This is a genomic window from Natrinema thermotolerans (assembly GCF_031165565.1).
Taxonomy (GTDB): Archaea; Halobacteriota; Halobacteria; order Halobacteriales; family Natrialbaceae; genus Natrinema; species Natrinema thermotolerans.
This window is the reverse complement of sequence record NZ_CP101873.1, coordinates 3,726,120-3,746,695: the sequence shown is the minus strand read 5'-3', so window position 1 is coordinate 3,746,695 and position 20,576 is coordinate 3,726,120. Positions and strand designations below refer to the sequence as shown.

General features: G+C 66.3%; 17 protein-coding genes. 8 read left to right on the top strand and 9 right to left on the bottom strand.

Going from position 1 to position 20,576, the window contains the following annotated elements; genetic code table 11:
- Nucleotides 1-38: 38 nt before the first annotated feature.
- On the bottom strand, nucleotides 39-2,729 hold the full coding sequence (gene ppc, locus NP511_RS19235; RefSeq protein ID WP_049966720.1) for a phosphoenolpyruvate carboxylase: 2,691 nt from the start codon (nucleotides 2,727-2,729) through the stop codon (nucleotides 39-41).
- A gap of 153 nt (nucleotides 2,730-2,882) precedes the next feature.
- On the opposite strand from ppc, the gene NP511_RS19230 reads away from it, so the two are divergent.
- Genes NP511_RS19230 through NP511_RS19220 form a run of 3 tightly spaced genes read left to right on the top strand, consistent with a single transcriptional unit; the run spans nucleotide 2,883 to nucleotide 5,316 of the window.
- Nucleotides 2,883-3,164: a DUF8044 family membrane protein gene (locus NP511_RS19230; protein ID WP_049966719.1), complete on the top strand. Its 282-nt coding sequence runs from the start codon at nucleotides 2,883-2,885 to the stop codon at nucleotides 3,162-3,164.
- Nucleotides 3,161-4,282 (top strand): DUF4350 domain-containing protein, encoded by a 1,122-nt coding sequence (locus tag NP511_RS19225; protein ID WP_049966718.1) that lies wholly within the window; start codon nucleotides 3,161-3,163, stop codon nucleotides 4,280-4,282. The genes NP511_RS19230 and NP511_RS19225 overlap by 4 nt, the downstream gene beginning before the upstream one ends.
- Entirely contained in the window at nucleotides 4,279-5,316 is a 1,038-nt protein-coding gene (locus NP511_RS19220; protein ID WP_049966717.1) for an AAA family ATPase, read from the top strand. Before NP511_RS19225 ends, NP511_RS19220 begins: the two co-directional genes overlap by 4 nt.
- Before the next feature lie 12 nt (nucleotides 5,317-5,328).
- Here the strand turns inward: NP511_RS19220 and NP511_RS19215 are convergent, their stop codons facing one another.
- Genes NP511_RS19215 through NP511_RS19205 form a run of 3 tightly spaced genes read right to left on the bottom strand, consistent with a single transcriptional unit; the run spans nucleotide 5,329 to nucleotide 8,233 of the window.
- Nucleotides 5,329-6,219, bottom strand: a complete 891-nt coding sequence (locus NP511_RS19215) for a DUF7982 domain-containing protein (RefSeq protein ID WP_049966716.1) — start codon at nucleotides 6,217-6,219, stop codon at nucleotides 5,329-5,331.
- Nucleotides 6,216-6,725, bottom strand: a complete 510-nt coding sequence (locus NP511_RS19210) for a DUF8163 family membrane protein (protein ID WP_049966715.1) — start codon at nucleotides 6,723-6,725, stop codon at nucleotides 6,216-6,218. Before NP511_RS19210 ends, NP511_RS19215 begins: the two co-directional genes overlap by 4 nt.
- Nucleotides 6,722-8,233, bottom strand: a complete 1,512-nt coding sequence (locus tag NP511_RS19205; protein WP_049966714.1) for a DUF58 domain-containing protein — start codon at nucleotides 8,231-8,233, stop codon at nucleotides 6,722-6,724. Before NP511_RS19205 ends, NP511_RS19210 begins: the two co-directional genes overlap by 4 nt.
- A gap of 105 nt (nucleotides 8,234-8,338) precedes the next feature.
- Between NP511_RS19205 and NP511_RS19200 the strand changes: the two genes are divergently transcribed.
- From NP511_RS19200 to NP511_RS19190, 3 genes are all read left to right on the top strand, one after another.
- Nucleotides 8,339-10,429 carry a DUF4129 domain-containing protein gene (locus NP511_RS19200; protein ID WP_308986948.1) on the top strand — a complete coding sequence of 697 codons (2,091 nt, stop codon included), beginning with the start codon at nucleotides 8,339-8,341 and terminating at the stop codon, nucleotides 10,427-10,429.
- Nucleotides 10,430-10,532: 103 nt separating this feature from the next.
- Nucleotides 10,533-11,642: a DUF1616 domain-containing protein gene (locus tag NP511_RS19195; RefSeq protein ID WP_049966712.1), complete on the top strand. Its 1,110-nt coding sequence runs from the start codon at nucleotides 10,533-10,535 to the stop codon at nucleotides 11,640-11,642.
- Nucleotides 11,643-11,859: 217 nt separating this feature from the next.
- Nucleotides 11,860-13,131 (top strand): glycosyltransferase family 2 protein, encoded by a 1,272-nt coding sequence (locus NP511_RS19190; protein WP_084158321.1) that lies wholly within the window; start codon nucleotides 11,860-11,862, stop codon nucleotides 13,129-13,131.
- Nucleotides 13,132-13,335: 204 nt separating this feature from the next.
- Here NP511_RS19190 and NP511_RS19185 read toward each other — a convergent pair whose 3' ends face one another.
- Nucleotides 13,336-13,503, bottom strand: a complete 168-nt coding sequence (locus NP511_RS19185) for an HVO_A0556 family zinc finger protein (protein WP_158413763.1) — start codon at nucleotides 13,501-13,503, stop codon at nucleotides 13,336-13,338.
- 159 nt (nucleotides 13,504-13,662) lie between these two features.
- Here NP511_RS19185 and NP511_RS19180 point away from each other — a divergent pair, with 159 nt between their 5' ends.
- The gene (locus NP511_RS19180; RefSeq protein ID WP_049966711.1) at nucleotides 13,663-16,728 is read left to right on the top strand and encodes a LamG-like jellyroll fold domain-containing protein; all 3,066 of its coding nucleotides are present in this window, start codon (nucleotides 13,663-13,665) and stop codon (nucleotides 16,726-16,728) included.
- Between the two features lie 113 nt (nucleotides 16,729-16,841).
- Here NP511_RS19180 and rfbB read toward each other — a convergent pair whose 3' ends face one another.
- Complete coding sequence (rfbB, locus tag NP511_RS19175; RefSeq protein WP_049966710.1) at nucleotides 16,842-17,777, bottom strand: dTDP-glucose 4,6-dehydratase; 936 nt, start codon at nucleotides 17,775-17,777, stop codon at nucleotides 16,842-16,844.
- Nucleotides 17,778-17,829: 52 nt separating this feature from the next.
- Here rfbB and rfbD point away from each other — a divergent pair, with 52 nt between their 5' ends.
- Entirely contained in the window at nucleotides 17,830-18,717 is an 888-nt protein-coding gene (gene rfbD, locus NP511_RS19170) for a dTDP-4-dehydrorhamnose reductase (protein ID WP_049966709.1), read from the top strand.
- Here the strand turns inward: rfbD and NP511_RS19165 are convergent.
- Genes NP511_RS19165 through NP511_RS19155 form a run of 3 tightly spaced genes read right to left on the bottom strand, consistent with a single transcriptional unit; the run spans nucleotide 18,714 to nucleotide 20,437 of the window.
- Nucleotides 18,714-18,893 (bottom strand): hypothetical protein, encoded by a 180-nt coding sequence (locus NP511_RS19165; protein WP_049966708.1) that lies wholly within the window; start codon nucleotides 18,891-18,893, stop codon nucleotides 18,714-18,716. The genes rfbD and NP511_RS19165 overlap by 4 nt on opposite strands.
- Nucleotides 18,894-18,895: 2 nt before the next feature.
- The gene (locus NP511_RS19160) at nucleotides 18,896-19,969 is read right to left on the bottom strand and encodes a glucose-1-phosphate thymidylyltransferase (protein ID WP_049966707.1); all 1,074 of its coding nucleotides are present in this window, start codon (nucleotides 19,967-19,969) and stop codon (nucleotides 18,896-18,898) included.
- A gap of 3 nt (nucleotides 19,970-19,972) precedes the next feature.
- Nucleotides 19,973-20,437 carry a dTDP-4-dehydrorhamnose 3,5-epimerase family protein gene (locus tag NP511_RS19155; protein WP_049966706.1) on the bottom strand — a complete coding sequence of 155 codons (465 nt, stop codon included), beginning with the start codon at nucleotides 20,435-20,437 and terminating at the stop codon, nucleotides 19,973-19,975.
- Between the last annotated feature and the right edge of the window lie 139 nt (nucleotides 20,438-20,576).

The window sequence follows — 20,576 nt, the reverse complement described above, 5'->3', positions numbered from 1 at the left end:
GTTCGCCCGAGGGCGATAGCCCCTCGAGCCGAGCGGCGTTACCCCGTGTTCTTCATCCCGGCCGCGATCCCCTTGACCGTCAGTCGCAGCGTTCGCTCCTCGATGTCGGTCCGGTGGGTCCGGTCGAGCAGGTAGACCTGAAGCATGTTCAGCGGGTCGACGTAGGGGTTTCGTCGCTCGAGGTTTTCGCCGAGCCAGTCGCGGGTGTGTAACTGTTCGCGCTGGCCGATCTCGGTGATCAACTCGCTTGCCCGCTCGTACTCGTCGGTCACCCGGGGGAAAAAGCGCTCCCGGAGGTCGTCGTCGGCCATTTCGGCGTACCGTTCGGCGATCTCGAGTTCGGTGCGGGACAGCGAGAGCGCGGCGTTGTCCAGCGTCGTCCGGAAGAACGGCCACTCCTCGTACATCTCTTGGAGCGTCTCCATCGAGCCGCCGTCGTCTGCGTAGGCGTCGATCCCCGTCGCGAGCGCGTACCAGCCCGGGAGGATACACCGCGACTGGGTCCAGGAGAACACCCACGGGATCGCCCGCAGGTCCTCGACGGTCCGCTCGCCGCTGCGAGAGGCCGGACGCGAGCCGAGATCGAGATTCTCGATGACCGTGATCGGCGTCGCCTGCTCGAAGTAGCGGACGAACCCGTCGCTCTCTAAGAGGTCGCGGTACTCCCGGCGGGCGGCGTCGGCCATCGTTTCCATCGCTTCGACCCACTCCTCGCGGACCTCCTCTTCGGGCTGGTCCAGCGCCTGCTTGCGCGCCCGCAGCTGGGCGTTGAGCATCTGCTCGATGTTGCGCTCGGCGATGCGGGGATTGGCGTACTTCTCGGCGATGGCCTCTCCTTGTTCGGTGAACTTCACTTGTCCCGTGACCGTACTGTTGGGCAGGGCCAGCAGCGCCTCGTTCATCGGGCCGCCGCCCCGGGAGATCGAGCCGCCGCGGCCGTGGAACAGCCGCATCGTCACGTCGTGATCGTCACAGATCTCGCCCAGCCGGCGCTGGTTCTTGTACAGCGACCAGTTGGCCGCCAGAAAGCCGTTCTCCTTGTTCGAGTCCGAGTAGCCCAGCATGATCTCCTGGGTCCGCCCGCGGGCCTCCAGCGCCTGCGCGTAAGCCTCGTTCTCGAACAGCGTGCCCATGATTCGGCGGGCCCCGGAGAGCGCGTACTCCGTCTCGAGCAGTGGCACGATGTCGAGTCCCGAGTGTTCGGGCAGGGAGACGACGCCGGCCTGATCAGCGAGGAACAGCACCTCGAGGACGTGGCTCGGCTCCTCGGTCATCGAGATGCAGTAGGTGTCGATCGCGTTGCTCCCGTACTCGGTCTGCCACGCCGCGAGGCGATCGAACAGGTCGAGGACGCGGGCGGCGTCGTCCGAGAGGGTCTCCGTCCGCTCGAGGTCGATCACGGGCTCGTCCTGCAGGACGGCGTCGGTCAGGAACTCGACGCGTTCGTCCTCCGAGAGCCCGTGGTAGTCGATCCCCTCGGCCTCGAGGGCCTCGGCGATGGCGTCGGTGTGTTTCTGCTGGTGATCCCGCAGGTCCAGACTCGCCAGTGAGAAGCCAAAGGTCGCGACCCGCCGTCGGATCGGGTCGACGTGGGCGTCGACGACGCTTTCGGCCCCGTTGTCCCGGAGGCTCTCGGCGATGACCGCGAGGTCGTCGCGCAGGCCCTCGACCGTCTCGTAGCCGCCGGGGCGAACGTCGCCGACCCGGCGGAGTCGCTCGCGCATCAACTTGAGCTTCTGTCGGTACGGCTCGTCGGGGTAGCGCTCCTCGGCCGTCCGAGCGGTCCCCGGCAGCCGCTCGCGGTCTTCCTCGAGCGAGGCCTGGAACGCCGAGCCGGCGTCGATCCGGCTGCCGTCCTGGCTCAACACGCCGGAGAGACGCTTGAGCTGATCGCGGTACTGTTCCAGGACGACCGAGCGCTGGCGTTCCAGGGTGTTGGCCGTGACCTCGGGGGTCACATAGGGGTTGCCGTCGCGGTCGCTACCGGCCCACGACCGGAACTCGAAGAGCTTCGGGATTTCGAGACTCCCGGGTACTTCCTCGTCGATCGCGTCGGCGAGTTCGTCGTAGACCTCGCCGACGACGTCGAACAGCGTGTTCTCGAGGTACCACTGGACGTTGCGCGCCTCGTCTTCGGGTTCGGGCTGGCGATTGCGGACCTGTGGGGTCTGCCAGAGGCTCGTGACCTCCGCGTCGACGTCCCGCCAGACCTGCCCCTCTTCCTTGTCGGTCAGCAGCCGCTCGTCGACGGTCTCGAGCGACGTCGAAATCTCCCGCAGTTTGGACTTGACCGTCTTCCGGCGGGCCTCGGTCGGGTGGGCGGTAAACGTCGGCTCGATCAGGACGTCGTCGAGGACCTGCCGGACGGTCTCGACGTCGGCCTCGCCCAGTTCCGCGGCCGCGGTCTCGAGGCTGTCCTCGAGGGTCCCCTCCTGAGATGCGGTCCGAATGGTCCGAACCCGCTCGCGTTCCTCGGCGAGGTTGATTAACTCGAAGTAGGTGGTAAACGCCCGGGCGACGATCCGTTGCTGGTGGGGCGACAGTCCCTCGAGTTCCGCGATCAGCGGCTCCCGGGACTCGAGGTCGCCCGACCGGTACTCGATCGCGGTCCGGCGACAGGACTCGACGGTCTCGAACGCGCGTCGGGAAGTCTGGTCCTCGAGGACGTCGCCGAGCAACGCCCCGAGTTCGCGGACGTCCTGGCGGACGTTCCTGTTGTGAAGTCGCATATCAGGTCCGTACGTGGCCGACGGGAAAAACCCCTAGTGGCCTTTCCGGTCGTCGGTTGGAACCGAACCGCGCCCATCACCGCCATCGTTCGCAGGGGACCGTAGTGACGAACCCCGAGGCTTTACGGTCACCCACTGCCCCAACTCGAGTAAATGCCGACCCAGCGCCGGATGCAGTTCGTTCGGGGACACGTCGCGTGGATGGTCGCGACGATCCTCGTCCTCGCAGTGCTGGACGCCGTCTCCTACGAGTTGGTCTTCGTCTGCTCGCTGATCGGCTTTCTGATCGTGACGGAACTCACCGCACCGTTCAACGTCACGCCGACGTGGCGACGCCGGCTGCGGTGGCTCGTTCTGCTCGGACTCGTCGGCTTCGCAGCCGTCGTCGTCCGGCGGATCCTCGCGATCCTGCCGCCGGGGGTGATGCCGATATGAGCTGGCACGCTGGCGTCCTCGATGGTGACGGGGTCGACTGGCCCCGGTTGCTACTAGCGGGGCTCGTCCTGTCGCTGCTGCTTGCACTGGTGATCGCCGCCGCGACGTCGTCGGCGGCGTTCGGCCCGTACAACCCTTCCTGGGAGGGGTCGTCCGAGCTACGGGGCGACGCCGAGTCCGCACCGGGGGTCGAGACGCACTTGCTGCGTGACACTGCCGAGTACGAGGAGTTGCCGGCGACCGAGACGGTCGCGTTCGTGATCGCGCCCGAGGAACCCTACGAGGGCGAAGACGTCGCCCGGCTCCGGGAGTTCGTCGCGAACGGCGGGACGCTGGTGGTCCTCGAGAACTTCGGCGAGCCGGGGAACGCGTTGCTCGCCGATGTCGGCGCCCAGGCGCGGGTCGACGGCCAACTCCTGCGGGACCAGCGCCACCACTATCAGGGGCCGGCGATGCCGGTCGCCAACGAGGTCGGCAACCACTCGTTGACCGACGGGGTCGATCAGTTGACGCTGAACTACGGGACGGCCGTCGAGCCCGGAAACGCGACGGTGCTGGTGTCGACGAGCGGCTTCACCTATCTCGGCCCCGAGGGCGACGACCTCGACGAACAGGACGAACTCCGGTCGTACCCGGTGGCGACAGTCGAGAGCGTCGGCGACGGGCGGGTCGTCGTCGTCGGCGATCCCAGCGTTACGATCAACGCAATGTACGACGAACCGGACAACGCGGCGTTCGTTCGGGGGCTCTACGCGGACGCCGATCACGTCGTCTTCGATCGCTCCCACGGCGGTCCGGTCCCGCCGCTGCTCGGCGCGGTGTTGACGCTCCGCGACTCGCCGCCGTTACAGCTGTTCGTCGGGGGACTCGGGATCGGCGTCGTCGCGGCTCTCTCGCGAGGACGCCCGCGTACCTGGCTCGAGGGCGTCCGAGCGCGACTCCCGGCGCGGTTCCGGCCGGTCGAGAGTAGCGAAGAGCGTCCTTCATATCCCGGTCTCTCGGACGCCGAGCGGGCCGAATTCCTCCGCCGACGTCATCCGGACTGGGACGAAGAACGGATTCAACGCGTGATAACAGCCCTTAACCATCCCCGTTCGGAAGGGGGGACTGACGAATGAGCGGGACCACCGAACCGGCCGACGAACCGAGCGCCGATCCGGAAGCCATCTACGAGCGTCTGCAGGCGGAGATCGACCGCGTCCTCATCGGAAACGAGGAGGCCGTCGAGTACCTGACGATCGCGCTGCTGACCCGCGGGCACCTCCTCCTCGAGGGGGTGCCGGGGATCGCGAAGACGACGCTCGCGAACCTCTTCGCCCGGACGAGCGGCCTCGAGTACAACCGGATCCAGATGACTCCCGACACCCTCCCGGCCGATATCACGGGGACTCACATCTACCAGCAGGGAACGGGCTCCTTCGAACTCCAGCGCGGCCCCGTGTTCGCCAATCTGGTGGTCGCTGACGAAATCAACCGCGCGACGGCGAAGACCCAGAGCGCCCTTCTCGAGGCGATGCAGGAGCGGCGCGTGACCATCGAGGGGGAAACGCTCTCCCTACCGGACCCGTTCATGGTCGTCGCGACCCAGAACCCCCTCGAGTCCGAGGGCGTGTTCCAACTTCCGGAGGCCCAGCGCGACCGCTTTCAGTTCAAACTCCGGCTCGAGCTACCGGACCGGACCGACGAGCGGGAACTGCTCGACCGGTTCGACGACGAGCCGGATCTGGGACCCGATGACGTCGAGCAGGTGGTCGAGCCGGGGACGCTCGTCGACGCCAGAGAGACCGTTTCGGCGGTCCACGTGGCGGAGTCGGTCAAGGAGTACGTCCTCGATCTCGTCGCCGCCAGCCGCGACCACGCCGACGTCTCCCACGGTGGCTCCCCGCGTGCGACGCTTGCTTTTCTCAACGGCGCCAAGGCACGGGCCGCGATCAACGGCCGCGACTACGCCATCCCCGACGACGTGAAGTCGATGGCCGAGCCGGTGTTACGACACCGGCTCGTGTTGAGTACCGACGCCGATCTGAGCGACGTCGATCCCGGCGACGTCGTCGTGGACATCGTCGACTCGGTCGAGCCCCCCAGCGCTGAGGCGGAGTTCAGCTTCGACGCGCCCGCGGCCGGCGACGGCGGGGCGGAAGTCTCCGAGTAGAGCCGGCCGCGGTCACTCGCCGCCCGTAGAGGTCGATTCTTCGTCGTCCCATCGACAGGTAATCAGCCAGTCGGACCGGTCATCACCGGCCGCGACCTGGAGTCGGACCGGTTCCTCGAGGCCACCGGCGAACCCGACCGCGAGAAACGAAGCGATCGGGTGATCGAAGCGATCGACGTCGCCGAACGCGCTGTCGGTGACGGCGACGGTGGCCCGATCGGCGGCCGCGTCGACGTCCGGCTCGGCGCCCCCGGCGAGTTCGAACTGTTCGACGAGCCCGTCGGCGAGCTGGGCCGCGAGCGGTTCGGGCGCGGTCGCGAGATCGTCGGCCAGCGCGTCCTCGAACGCCTCGAACAGCGGCCGGCCGGTGGGCTCGAGGGCGAGGCCGCGCGACTCGGGGGCGGTCAGGATCGGCCCCTCGAGGTCGTCGGGGACGTCGCCGGTCGCGTGCTGGGGAACGTACAGGCGGGTGCCCGAGGGGTCGTCGGTCGGTACGTAGACGCGGTCGGCCCCGAGCCCGAGTTCGTCGGCGACCGCCGCCTCGTTGGCCGCCATCGCGGCGTAGATGCGCTCGCCGACCTCGGCGGCGACGAAACTCCCCGGCGTCAGATAGTAAGTGAGGACGCCACCGAACAGTCCGACCCCGGCGAGGGCAAAGAGGACGTCGCGAGCCGACGGAACGAGCAGCGCCAGCGGGACGGCACAGATCCCGATCAGCGCCAGCCCCGCCGCGGTCCGGCGGTACTGTGACTGCCGTGCGCGGGCGTATTCGTCACGCAGCCGCCGGTTCTCCCGTTCCAGCAGCTCCGCCCGGGCCGCAAGCTCGAGCCGATCCGCCGGCTCGTCGCCGTCGGCGGCCGTCTCGGTCGTCGCGTCGTCGGAAGCGGTGTCGGTCGAACTCATGTGTCAGTAGCGGAGTCGGTCGTTGATTCGCCCTCGTGGGCCGGAACGAGTCCGAGCCGGACGAGTTCGTAGCGGTGGAGCCCGTAGGCGACGACGCCGAGGACGGCGACGAGCGTCGCCGCGGCCGCGGGGGTCGAGTGGGCGTCCGCGACCAGCCACGCGATCCCGGCCAGCGCGCCCGCGCCGACGACCGCGACGCCGGCGATCGCCCGGGGACGATCGACCCGGAGGACGGGCGCGAGCAGGACGGCCAAGAACGCCGCCTCGACGATGGCGAACGGGACCGGCTCGATCCCGTCGGGAAGGACCGCCACGAGCGCGACGTGGCCGACCGCCAGCGCGTACGGTGGGCCGAGTCGGTAGCCGACGGCCGCGGTTCCGAGGCCCGCGAGCAGGCCGATCGGACCCGAGACGGCGCCGAACGCCAGCGCCAGCGCGAGCAGCGCGGCGACCGTCGGCCGGTCGCGTCCGGTCGCCGCCGGCACCGCGTCGATGCGGGCGCTCACGCGGGACCACCCCGTCGGCCCGCCTCGAGGACGGTCGCGAGCCGATCTGCCGGCCCTACCTCGAGCGCGGTCACGCCGTCGGTGCGGGCGAGTTCGCGTCGGAACTCCTCGAACGCGACGTAGCGGTCGTAGGCCCGTTCGATGTCGGCCAGCCCCCCGGGTTCGTAGAGGACCGACGGGGCGAGCAGGACCAGCACCTCGTTGCCGCCGCGCCGAGCGAGTCGGACGGTCTCTCGCAGCTCCGCGGGTCGCGAGTCGTCGGTACAGACGACCGCCCAGACCGATCCCCGGACGTCCGTCAGGCCGCGCTGGACCCCGGCGTACAGCGGGTCCTCGGCGACGCGCTGTCGGCAGCCCTGCCGGTCGGCGTAGAAGGGCCGAAGCGTCCGCGCGAAGGCATCGTCGTCTCCTTCGAGGTCGGACAGCGAACGCTGGACATCGGCGGGGCTCGTCCGCCGGGGGACCCCGGTGTGGCCGCGCCCGCTCGGCACGGCGTCCGTCGGGTCCGTCCCGGACGCGCCCGCCGGGTCGGCTCGACCGGACACCGCTGTCGGCGAGGGAGCGTCGCCGGCGGTCGTCGGCTCGAGGTCCAACAGCCGCCGCCTGACCGAGCCGTAGTCGGCGGGCGACGAACCGGGCATGGAGGCGTCGGTGATGCCGTCGTCGCCGACCGTGACCAGCCCGAGCGGGTCCCCGAGCCGGCGCGCGCCCCCCGCGACGGCGAGGGCGACCGCCCGGAGCGTCTCGAGTTTCGTCTCGCCCCGCCGACCCGTCGAGAGCGCCGCGCGGTGGTCGACGACCAGCAGCGTCTGCCGATCGGTCTCGGCCTCGTACTCCCGGACGTACGGCGTGTCGTGTCTCGCCGTCGCCTTCCAGTCGATCTCCGACGCAGTGTCGCCCGGGACGTACTCGCGCAGTTCGGTGGGCGCGATCCCCGACCCGCTCCGACCGGAATCGTGGACCCCGGACGACGCGCCCGCCGGGTCGCCGCCCTCCCCGACGTGGATCGAGCGGGGGGACGGCGGCTCGACCGTCACCGCGGGTCGGGGACCGACGGTGAGCGTCTCACGGAACAGCCCGTCGGTCGCCGTCACGGTCGGCGCGGCGAACCGGTGGCGGCCGGTAACGGGCCACTCGACCGCGGCCGTTCGGTCCGCGCGATCGCGGTCCGGTTCGAGCGTGACCGCGAGCCGGTCGGCCGCGACCGCGGCGACCGGGAGGCCGGCCTCGATCTCGAGGGACAGCGCGGTGTCGGCCCCGCGGGTCGCGACGAGGGTCACCGGCATGTCCTCACCCGTCCGAACGCCGGTACGGGCGGGAGCCTGCTCGATCGCCAGCGACGCGGCCGTCCGCTCGAGGTCCGCCGTGAACCGGTACTGGTGGGCCAGCAGCCACGCGCCGACCAGCGCCGCGCCGACCAGCGCGAGCGGGCGTGCGAACACCGCGGCGAGAACGGCGAGAACGACGGCCAGCGCGGCGACCGCCCACCCCCGGCGCGTGGGATACATATCTGGACAGAGTTCGGGGGACGGTGTTCAAAGTATTGGTACACGGCGGTGACCGCCGGCCGCGTTTCCGGTCGGTCGCGACAGTCAGGAGAGAATACCTTATCTATGTGCGTTCGCAACCCTCGAGTCGTGAATATCGCCGGGAATCGCGCGGTCGTCGTCGCCCTCCTGCTCGTCGCGATGGCGATCACCGGCGGGATCGTCCTGACGGGGGGCAACGGCGCGGGCGGCGCGAGTTCGAGCGACGGGGACCGCGCCGGGACACCGTCCCACCGCGATCCCGACGCCTACTCCGAGGAGGGGGACCTCTCGAGCGTCCAGCGCCAGCTGGCGGGGCAGTTGAGTTCCCAGCTGGGACAGGGCGCGATCTCGCTCAGCGAGGGCGAGCGCGAGGCCGCCAGCCAGTTCGTCGACGAGGAGTACCGCGAGCAACTGCGCCAGTACGTCGACGTCGCGGACGAGACCGGCGAGGGGGCCGACCTCGAGCGGGAGTTCGAGCGAGCGGGCGAGACGCAGGCCAACCTCTCGGCGGCAGTCACGGCGTACCGGGAGACCAAGCCCGAGTACGAGGCGGCCTACGAGGACGGCGACGAGGAGCGCGCTCGCGAACGCGCCCGCGAACTCGAGGCGCTGTATCGGGATATCGACGACCTCGGCGACGACGCCATTGCGCGCTACGAGACGATCGAGAACCGGACCGACACCGATATGTCGGCCTCGATTGAGGCCGTCGAGAACGTCTCCGCGGAGATTCGGGCCGAACAGGCGACCGTCCGCGACCAGCAGTTCGAGGAGACGTCGCTGCGGCTAACGCCCGAGCGCGAGACGATCTCGTTCCGGGAGCCGCTCGTCGCGACGGGCGAGTTGCGGACGACGGACGGCGATCCGATCGCGAACCGGTCGATCCGCCTCGACGTGGGGAACCACACCGAACGCGTCCGGACCGATTCGGCGGGCGCGTTCACGCTCGAGTACCGCCCGACGAACGAGTCGCTGTCGACCGACCGGCTCCCGGTCGAGTACGTGCCGGCGACGCAGTCGGTCTATCTCAACGCCGAGACGGCAGTCAACGTCTCGATCACCCAGAGCGAGCCGACCGTCTCGCTGAACCGGACCACCGACGAACTGTCGTTCGGCAACGAAACGGCCGTCAGCGGCGCAGTGACCGTCGACGGGGTCCCCGTTGACAACGTCACCCTCGTCGTCGACATCAGCGGGGATCGCATCGGCACGGTCAACGTCACTGACGGCGCGTTCGACGACCCGGTCGCGATACCGGCCTCGGTCCCCGCCGGCGAGCGCGAGCTTCGGGTCGAACTGCCCTACGAAGACGAGGAGCGGGCGCTGACCGCGGCGACCGACGCGGCGACCGTCACGGTCCGGGAGCGCGAGAGCAGCGTCGCGATCGCGGAGGTGTCGTCGTCGGAGCGACGGGTCACCGTCACCGGAACGCTCGCGACCCCGGACGGAACGCCGGTCCCGGACGAACCGGTCCGGATCCGGATCGACGACCTGACCGTCGGTACCGTCACGACCGACGAACACAGCGCCTTCCGGACGACCGTCTCGGTCCCGGACTCGGTCGACGCCGGCGAGACCGCCGTCGCCGCCGTCTACGAGGGGCGGGGCTCGAGCCTCAAGTCGTCCTCGGCCGAGGCCAGCGTCGCGGTCAGCAGCGCCGGGCCGAACGCGCCGACGACCGCGATCGCGGTCGGCATGATCGCGCTGCTGGCGGGCGGCGGGCTCGCGTGGTGGTACCGCGGGGACGACGACCGACCCGCCGCGAGCGGGCCCGCGGTCGAGCAGTGGAGCCTCGCTGGGGAGCCGACCGTCGGCGACGCGCCGGCGAAACCGACGCCCGACGAGGTCGAGTCCGTCCTCGAGCGCGCGAGCGACCAGCTCGCGAACGGGCGACCGGACGACGCGGTTCGGACGGGCTACGGCGCCGTCCGCCGGGCGCTGCTCGCGCGGCTTGGCAACCGGGACGCGCTGACCCACTGGGAGTTCTATCGGCAGTGTACGGACGCCAACGACGTCGACGCGGCGTCGCTGTACGAACTCACGCAGGGCTACGAGCGCGCCGCCTTCGGCCCGGACGGCCTCTCGAGGGAGGACGCGGCGGCCATCCTCGAGCGGGCGCGATCGTTGTGTGATCTCGACGAGCCGTCGAACGGCGGCGCCCCGGCCGACGACTAATGCCGATCGAGAGCCGATCGAGAACGACGGGAGCGTACGACCGCCGCGATCCCGGAGCCGCCATCGGATCGTTTTTACCACCGACCTCGATACTAGGAGTCGAATGGTCGCGTCCCGTTCGCTGTGGTTGTTGCTTCCCCGCCCGCTCAGACGGCTGCCGGCGGATCTCGCCGGTGTCCTCGCGCTCGTCGTCGCGACGAACGTCGCGGTGCTGACTCCGTTCCTTCGGGAGACGCCGCTTCGGGTCCCGCTCGGCCTCGCGTTCGTGCTGTTCGTCCCCGGCTACGCCTTCGTTGCGGCGCTGTTTCCCGAGGCTGGCGAGTCGCCCGGCTCGACCGACGGCGACGATGCGGCCGACGGGACGGACGCCGACAGCGCGGACGGCTGGACCGACTCGATCACCTCGCGGGCCGGTATCGACGGCATCGAACGGGTCGCGCTCTCGTTTGGTCTCAGTATCGCCGTCGTCCCGCTGCTCGGACTCGTCCTGAACTTCACGCCGTGGGGCATTCGGCTGGGGCCGATCATGCTCGCGGTCAGCGGCTTCACGCTCGGGGCGACGGCCGTCGCGACCCGCCGACGGTGGGACCTCCCCGAGACGGAGCGGTTTCAGGTCCCCTACCGAGAGTGGTACGCCGCCGGTCGCGAGGAACTGCTCGAGCCGGATACGCGGGCCGACACTGCGTTGAACGTCCTCCTCGTCCTGTCGATCGTCCTCGCGGCGGGCAGCGTCGGCTACGCGGTCCTCGTACCGCCGGAGGGCGAGCAGTTCTCCGCCGTCTACCTGCTGACGGAAGACGACGACGGCGAACTGGTCGCCGACGACTACCCCAGCGAGTTCGTCCGCGGCGAGAGCCAGGAGGTGATCGTCGGCGTCGACAACCACGAGGGCGAGCGGACGGCGTATACGGTGGTGGTCCTCGAGCAGGACGTCGAGGTGATCGCGAACGAGACGACGCTCGAGAACGGGTCGACGACAACGGTCAACGAGACGGTCGTCCGCGACCAGCGCGAACTCGACCGGTTCGGTGCCACGGTCGCGGCCAACGAGAGCTGGCACTACGAGTACGACCTCGAGCCGACGATGACCGGCGAGAACCAGCGGATCGTCTGGCTGCTGTTCCCCGAGGACGACGTGCCGGCCGATCCGTCGATGGACGACACGGAGTACTCCGTCCACCTCTGGGTGTCCGTGAGCGAGTCGGACGGGTGAGGGGGGCCCGTAACTCACCGTCAGATCGGCGATCGAGACTGCGGTCGACGAACTCTCCGCTGTTCGTTGGCATCGGCCCGAGGAGCGTAGCGATTTAAACGGCTTTCGAAGACCGTTCGGCCAGTAAATATATATCCCGACACGAACGTCGAACGGGTAATATGGACGAATGGAAAGCGAACGAAACGCGTCTTTCAGGACGCCCCGGCTCGACCGCATGAGTACGTCGGACGGAGGAACATCGAGCCGGTCGGCGGGCGTCGACTCGACGTCGGGGTCGGCCGATCCGGTGGTGGCCGACAGAGAGTCCGGTACGGCAGGACGGGAGTTCCACGAGGCCGACGAACTGCTTCTCGGACCCGACAGCGATCGCGCGCCGACGATAAGCGTCGTCATGCCGACGCTCAACGAGGAGGAGGGAGTCGCCGAGTGTATCGGCCGGGCCAAGACCGCCATCGCCGAACTCGGCGTGACCGCCGAGATCATCCTGAGCGATAGCTCGAGCGACCGGACGCCCGAGATCGGCCGCGAGATGGGCGCCATCGTCTACGAGCCCGACCGACCTGGCTACGGCTACGCCTACCGGTACGCGTTCGACCGCGCCCGCGGCGACTACATCGTCATCGGCGACGCGGACACCACCTACGACTTCGAAGCCATCCCGCGCCTGCTCGACGAACTGAAAGAGCGCGACGCCGACATGGTGATGGGCAGTCGCCTCGAGGGCGAGATCAAAGACGGCGCGATGCCCGCGCTCCACCAGTACGTCGGGAACCCGCTGCTGACGAAGTTCCTGAACGTCTTCTACGGAGCGGGGGTCAGCGACGCCCACAGCGGCTTTCGTATCATCCGCCGGGAGTGCCTCGACGACCTCGAACTACAGACGACCGGCATGGAGTTCGCCTCCGAGATGATCATGGAGGCCGGCGCACAGGACAAGTCGATCGCCGAGGTGCCGATCACCTACCACGAGCGGGAGGGCGACGCGACCCTCGAGAGCTTCAAAGACGGCTGGCGCCACGTCCGATTCATGCTCGTCAACGCGCCGGGCTACCTGTTCTCGGTCCCGGGACTGCTGTTGAGCGTCGTCGGTCTGCTGGTGATGGGGACGGCGTTTACCGGGGCGTCGATCGGCGACGTGACGCTCGGCATCCACTCGATGATCGCCGGGAGCCTACTGACCATCGTCGGCTACCAGGTCTCGAGCCTCGGCGTCTTCGCGGCCGTCGCGAGCGATCCGATCCAGGTGCCTGACGATCCGATCACGACTCGCATAACCCAGTCGCTGTCGCTCGAGAACGGCGCCACGATCGGTCTGGCACTGTTCGCGGCCGGCAGCGCCTACGCCGGCTGGCTCGTCTACCGGTGGTACGCGAACGGGTTCATGACCCTCGAGTTCACCATGAGTGCGCTGCTTGCGTTTACCGCGATCGTCATCGGCCTCCAGACGGTGTTCTCGTCCTTTTTCCTGAGCGCCGTGAACCGGTAGCGTATCACGGCCTCGGTCTCGGTTCGGTTCCAGTCAGTCGTGCCCCGCGAGCCGGGTTTCCGCGACGGACCGTGAGCGGTCTGTGCGTTTCACCACCATCCGAACCGATAACCCGAAACCGGAGCAGTACGACGGTGAACCCTATCGGAATTCACCAGTCATTGCTATCGCGTGAGTAGCCGAGAACGGACGGCATCGATGCCGTCACCAGAATTGCGCGGCCGGCGTCCCGCAGTCCTCGCAGACCACAGCGGCGTTGCCCTTGTACGTGTCGCGGACGAGGGCGTTCGCCTCGCAGTACGTACACGTCCCCTGTACGATTTCGTCGAGGGCGGCCTCGCGATCCCCCGCTCGTTTCGGTTCTGCGCGCATTATCCGAGACCACTCAGCTTTCTTTTATATGTCTTCTGGCTACGTGATCGCCCGGCGGGGGCGCCCCGAGGTGAGAGCGAACGCATTACGACAGCGACTTCGATCGAACCGTCGGCCGTGCGAAAAGTCCATTAGCCCTGCCTCGAATAGCTCGGAGCAATGCAGGAGACGGACGCCGAGGCGGTTGCCGACACGACCCGGGAGTTCGTCGCCGAACGCGACGACGGCGCGGCCGCACTGGAGGCCGTCCTCGAAGCTGACGACGGCGCCGAGACGTGGACCTTCGACGACATCGAACTGGACTCCGGAACGTTCGGTGAGTTGGTGTCGCAAGGGATTGTCGAAAAGATTGACGGCGAGTACCGGCTCGCGGATCCCGCGGCCGTTCGGCAAGTGATCGGCGGTGACGAAGCGCCCGCTCGAGACGCCGACTCGGACGAGGGTGTCGGATCGCTGCTCGAAGGGGTCGGCGGGATCGATAGCGTTCGCAACGCGGTCGTCGGCTTCGCGACCCTTCGTACCCTCTTCGTCGCCCTCGCACTCACGTTCGTCGGAGCCGTCCGAACCGTGCCCGTCTACGGCGACGTCCACCGGGACGGTCTGGTCGTATTGCCCGGGAACGACCCCTATCGGTACCGCTACTGGCTCGAGCAGCTGGTCGTGAGTGATCTCCAGCCCTGGAACCCGGGTGATCTCAGCGCGATGCCGAGCGAGGTCGCCGGCAACGACGTGTTCTACTACTGGCTGGCCTGGCTCGGCTCGGCACTGCTCGGGAACTCGGCCGACGCGGTCGCGACGGTCCTGACGTGGTACCCGGTCCTCGCTGCGATGGGGACCGGGCTCGTGATCTACGCGTTAGCCATGCGGTTGACCGGGGATTTCCGGATCGGGATTGCGTCGATACTCATACTCGCGTTGATCCCGATTCACTCGACGTACACCTCGCTTGGCTTCGGCGATCACCACGCGCTGGATTACCTGCTGCTGACGCTTGTCGTCGGCAGTCTAGTGGTGCTGGTCGATCGCGATCCGACGGTTCGGCTCGCGGGCGCCGCGCTGTCGGCCCGCTGGGTCGGCGCGATCGGCCTCGGACTCGCGCTGGCCGCCCAGAACGCCGCCTGGCGCGGCGGGCCGATCTGGTTGATCGGGATCGGGCTGTACGTGCTGGTACAGACGATCGCCGACGTGACGAACGACCGCTCGCCGCTCGCGTTCGGTGGGCCCCTCCTCGCGGCCATTGGCCTGTCCGCGCTGGTGACGGGCGTGTTCTGGGGCTGGTTCGACTGGCTCGAGCAGTATCGTGCCGTCGCGCCCGTCCTGTTGTTCGTCGGGAGCGCAGTCGTTATCGCGGGCGGTGAGGCGGCTTGGCGGGTCGACGTGCCGACTCGAGTCGTCGTCGCCGGCGAAGTCGGGGTAGCCGGTTTCGTGGCCGCGATCGCCTGGCTCACGATGCCGGCGGTTTCCGAGACCGGGACGCGCGCACTCGAGTACTTCCAGCGGACCAGTGGATCGGGGATCACCGAGACGGCCTCGCTGTTCTCGGCCGAATTCAATGTCCTCTTCGGGCCAGTGATCTACCTCGGCTCGGCGTTCGTCCTCGCGGTGCCGTTTCTGGGCTGGGCGACCTGGACGGCGTTTCGGTCGGACCACCGCGGTTGGGGCGCTGTCGCGACGATCAGCTGGTATCTGCTCGTCTGGACGGCGATCCAGTTGCGGTTCGCGGCCGAACTCGCGCCTTTCGTCGCGCTGTTTGCCGGGGTCGGATTCGTCGCGCTCCTCTCGTGGATCGAGCTGATCGACCCGGCGACGATCTTCCAGGGCGAAGCCGAGACGGAATCGAAGGAGCAGTCGTTCGCCGACGGCGCTATCAGTCGGTCATCGCTTCCCTCCCCGTCCAGAAGCGCGTATATCGTCGGCGGCTTCCTCCTGCTCTCGAGTTTCAGCCTGATCTTCGTCCCGAGTCACATGGCTGACGTGACCGCCGAGGAGTCGACGGTCGAGACGGCGACGTGGCTCGAGGAGTACAGCGATGAACAGGGCTATGAGTACCCACAGAACTACGTCTTCAGTCCGTGGAGCGATAACCTGCGGTACAACTACTTCGTCAACGGCGAGTCGGCGTCGTATAGATACGCACAAGACAATTACAAGGACTTCGTTTCCGCGAGCGATCCTGACGACTGGTATCGGCAATTGCAACAACAGGGACGGTTCGTCGTCACCCACGATATCGACGGCACGTATCCGGCCTCGAGTACGCAGGCGACGTTGCACGACAGGCTGGGTAGTCGCGGGAACGGAACATCGGGGGCGGGCCACTATCGAGCGCTGTCCGTCTCCGACGACCGGGGTCGAGCGGCGTTCGAACTCGTTCCGGGGGCTCGACTGACCGGCGGCGGCCCGGCCAACGAGACGATCACCGTCGAAACCGACGTGGAAATCGACGGGGAGACGTTCACGTACGAACGGCAGGTCGAGACGAATCGATACGGCGATTACGGCGTGACCGTTCCCTACGCCGACGAGTACGTGACTGCTGGGGAGACTCGGTCGGTTACAGTCGCCGATATTCAGAATGGTGAAAACTTCGGTCAAATTCGTGCCCATTGGACATTCGACGAAGGTAACGGTAACTCTGTTTCCGACCCGGTTGGGGGTGATGTAGCAACAGTCGACAGTGCTGAATGGATTGAGGGCGTCAACGGCTCTGGGCTGCACTTCAACGGGAGTGGTTCAACTGTTATTAGAAATGATCGGACTCAAGGTGTTGCAAATGGTTCGTTCTCGGTATCACTCTGGGTGAAGGGAAATCTTACGACGAGTGGCGCAGACTATCCGACAATTTTACGCCGTAGTGGTGATGGAGGATACGGGTTTTGGGCAGGATCGAAAGCCAACTACTTCGGATTTCGAGTCTATGATGCCGACAATAATGGTGTTGATGCGTTTGGGATGAATAATACGGAATTTGAAAATTGGACCTTAGTCACAGCAGTCGTTGATCGGAACCACGAGACAGTCCATTTGTACCGAAATGAGACACTCGTAACAACCCGTAATGCAAGCACTCTTGGTCCGATTAGAGAACCAGATACATTATCCCTTGGTGGACAACCGAATGACAACTTTGTTACTGCCTCTGTCGATAGCGTACGAATCTATTCAGAACCACTCACTTCTAAGGATGTTAGCCAACTGTACAAAGAAAACAGAATTAGTACTTGAAACCGATATTAATTTCTGGTATTAGGACGAGACGATATTATTGACATATAAAAATATTCATGTCAATAATTATTCAAACTTTGCTTGTCTCTCCCTTTCCCGACAATAAAAATTTATTCATTTTTATTTTTAATATGCATTTCGGCAGTTTGCTCGAGTCCCTCCTCAAACGACCAGTCAGGTTCCCAGCCGAGTTGCTCGATCTTCCCTGTCTCGAGGGCGTACCGCTGGTCGTGGCCCGCACGATCCTCGACGAACGTGATTTGGTCTTCGGAACCACCGACGGCTTCGAGGATCGCCTCCGTTACTTCGAGGTTCGTTCGTTCTTCGCCCGAGCCGATATTGTAGATTTCGCCGACCTCGCCCTCCCGGAGGACGAGATCGAGGGCGCGGCAGTTGTCCGCGACGTAGATCCACTCGCGGACGTTCGAGCCGTCGCCGTAGACAGGGAGGTTCTCCCCCGCGGCGGCGTTGCGGAGGAACTTCGGGATGAGTTTCTCCGTATGCTGTCGCGGCCCGAAGTTATTGCAGGTTCGGGTGATGAGAACGGGGAGATTGTGCGTCGTCTCGTAGCTCTTGGCCAGCAGATCGGCGCTTGCCTTCGTCGCGGCGTAGGGGTTTCGCGGGTTCAACGGATCGTCCTCGCTGAAGGTCCCATCAAGGATCTGGCCGTATACCTCGTCGGTCGAGATCTGGAGAAACCGGTCGAGGTCAGTCTCGACCGCAGCATCGAGAAGCGTCCGGGTTCCCTCGACGTTCGTCTCGACGAAGGGAGCCGCCCCTTCGATCGAGCGGTCGACATGGGATTCGGCCGCGAAGTTGACGACCGCGTCCGCGTCCGCGACGAGACCCGCGACGAGATCGCTGTCACAGACGTTGCCCTCGACGAACTCGTGTCGCGGGTGATCGATGACACCCGCTAGGTTGTCGCGCGAGCCGGCGTAGGTCAGGGCGTCCAACGTCACGACTTCGTCGTCGCTGTTCTCGAGGAGATAGTGAACGTAGTTGGAGCCGATGAATCCCGCGCCCCCCGTAACGAGTATTCGCATACGATCACGTGTCGCCAGCATATATTTACAGTTTCGGGAACCCAGTGCAGTCATGACGATCCTGATTCTCGGTTCCGGGGGACTGCTCGGAAGCGCGCTCGTCGATCGCTGTCTCAAGCGATCGATCGACGCGGTCGGAACCTATCACTCGAGTCCGCCGTCGTTCGAACTTCCGCTCGAGCAACACGATATCCGTGACACGGAGACGTTCCGGACCCTGTTGGACGAGTATCGACCCGACGCCGTTGTGAATTGTGCGGCGATGACCGACGTCGACGGCTGCGAGTCCGACCGGGAAGCTGCCTTCGAGATCAACGGCACCGCTCCCGGCGGCCTCGCCGAGTGCTGTGCGAACCGCGGCGTCCCGTTCGTCCACGTTTCCACGGACTACGTCTTCGATGGGGTCGCCGTCGACCCCTACGACGAAGCGGCAGTGGCCGAGCCGATTCAGGTCTACGGCGAATCGAAACTCGCCGGCGAGGAGGCAGTTCGAGCGGTCGACGGATCGATGCTAGTGACGCGACTCTCGTTCGTCTACGGCGTCCGCGGCGATACGAACGAATTGGTGGGTTTCCCGACCTGGGTTCGCGACACGCTGGCCGCCGGCGACGAGGTGCCGCTGTTCGTCGATCAGCGGCTGACCCCGACTCGAGCCGGCCAGGCCGCGGCGACGATTCTTGATCTCCTCGCGACCGATGCCGAGGGCGTGTTTCACGTCGCGAGTCGCTCGTGCGTAACGCCCTACGAATTCGGCCGGGAGATCGTTCGGGTTCAGGACGCGGACGAGACGTTGCTCAACGAGAGCCAGCAGTCGGACGTCTCACGGCCCGCCGACCGGCCGTCGTATACGTGTCTCGACGTGCATAGAGTCGAGGAGGAACTGGACCGTCGCCAACCGACGCTCGAAGCGGACCTCGAGGCGATCGCGGCGCAGTTTTAGAGTTCGTACTGCTCGGCGTGGTCGAGGAAGAAGGTCCGCTCTTCCTCGGGAAGGTCGGTGAACCGGAGGACGTTCTCGCAGCCGAGTCCCGGACACTTCATGACGCGGTTCGACTCGAGTTCGTTCGCCGAGACGACGGTACCACAGGCCGTACAGGTGTGGGTGATAATACGCATTGTCAGAGTTTGAGCTGGGAGTTCTCTCCGACGACGAGACGTCGTCCCTCCGGCAGCTGGTCGTCGGCCCGGCCGACGTTCGCGCCGCGCCCGAGGAGGCTGTCCACGATCTTGCCGTTGGTCGCGATCGTCGACGCCCCGATGACGACGCTGTTCTCGATGTGGACGCCCTCGAGCGTCGATTCCGGGCCGATCGAGGTGTACGGACCGACGTACGTGCCCGACTCGACGACGGTGTTGGGACCGATCGAAACCGGGCCGCGGACGACCGCCCCGTCTTCGATCGTCGCCGTCTCGTGGAGTTCGATCCGGCCTTCGACGGTGGCGTCGGGTCCGATCCGGCCCTCCCGAACCAGATCCTCGTCTTCTAGTACGAGGCGGTTGGCCTCGAGGATGTCTTCGGGTTTGCCCGTGTCCTTCCACCAACCCTGAACGACGTGGGAGTCGATCGAGTGGCCGTCCTCGAGCAGCGTCTGGATCGCGTCCGTGATCTCGAGTTCGCCCCGCCAGGAGGGCTCGAGGCGCTCGATCACGTCGAAGACCTCGTTCGAGAAGACGTAGATCCCGATGAGCGCGAGGTTCGTCGGCGGGTCGTCGGGCTTCTCGATGAGTTGCGTGACGGTCCCGTCGTCGTCGACGTCGGCGATCCCGAACTGTTCGGGCGTGTCGACCTCCTGCAGCGCGATTCCGGCCCCGTAGTCACCGCGCTCGAAGCTCTCGACGAGGTCGGCGATCCCCTGCTTGAGGATGTTGTCACCGAGGTACATCACGAAGTCGTCGTCACCGACGAAGTCCCGAGCGCAACCAGCGGCGTGGGCCAGTCCCAGCGGGTTCCCCTGAACGATGTAGGTGATGTCGACCCCGTAATCACTGCCGTCACCGAGCAGTTCCTGAATCTCCTCGCGGCCCTTGTGCCCGAGGACGACGCCGATCTCCGTGACGCCGGCTTCCTTGAGATCCTCGATCGCGTACTCGAGGACCGGTTTGTTCGCGACTGGGACGAGCTGTTTCGGGCCGGTGTGGGTAATCGGGCGGAGTCTCGAGCCCGTTCCCCCCGACAGAAGTACGCCTTTCATCGGTTACTCGTGCGGTTCCGCCTCCCAGTCCAAAGGAATTTCGTCCGTGTCGTAGGGGATGCGTTCCTCGTCGGGCTCGTCGTAATCGTAGAGTTTCGACGGGAAGTTGAGCAGGAACGCGGGCTCATCTCCGATCGCCTTGAAGCCGTGCCAGCAGCCCCCGGGGATGCGGATCGCTTTCTGGTTATGTTCGCCGATGACGAACGTATCCAGTTCGCCCTGCGTGGGGGAGTCCTCTCTGTCATCGTAGATCCCCACCTTGATCCGTCCCTTCGGGCAAATGAAGTGGTCGATCTGGCCCCCGAGGTGGCGGTGCCAGGCACGAACAATACCAGGATAAGTCATCGAATAGTACGACATCGCCGGGTCGGGATCGTAGAGGTTCCAGTCTTCGCGGAAGACCTCCACGAGGTGACCTCGCTCGTCGGTATTCACCTGGAGATCTCGGACTTTGACGTCATGAATCATCGGAGTAAGAAACTGATTCGGGTACGTTGTGATAGATGTAATGGTTCTAAAGAAGAGCCTGTGTGTATTGGGAATATATCAGTAGTATGCCAAACAAAAATATGTTTGACTGTATAATTCGGATTGTGTGGGGTGAAAT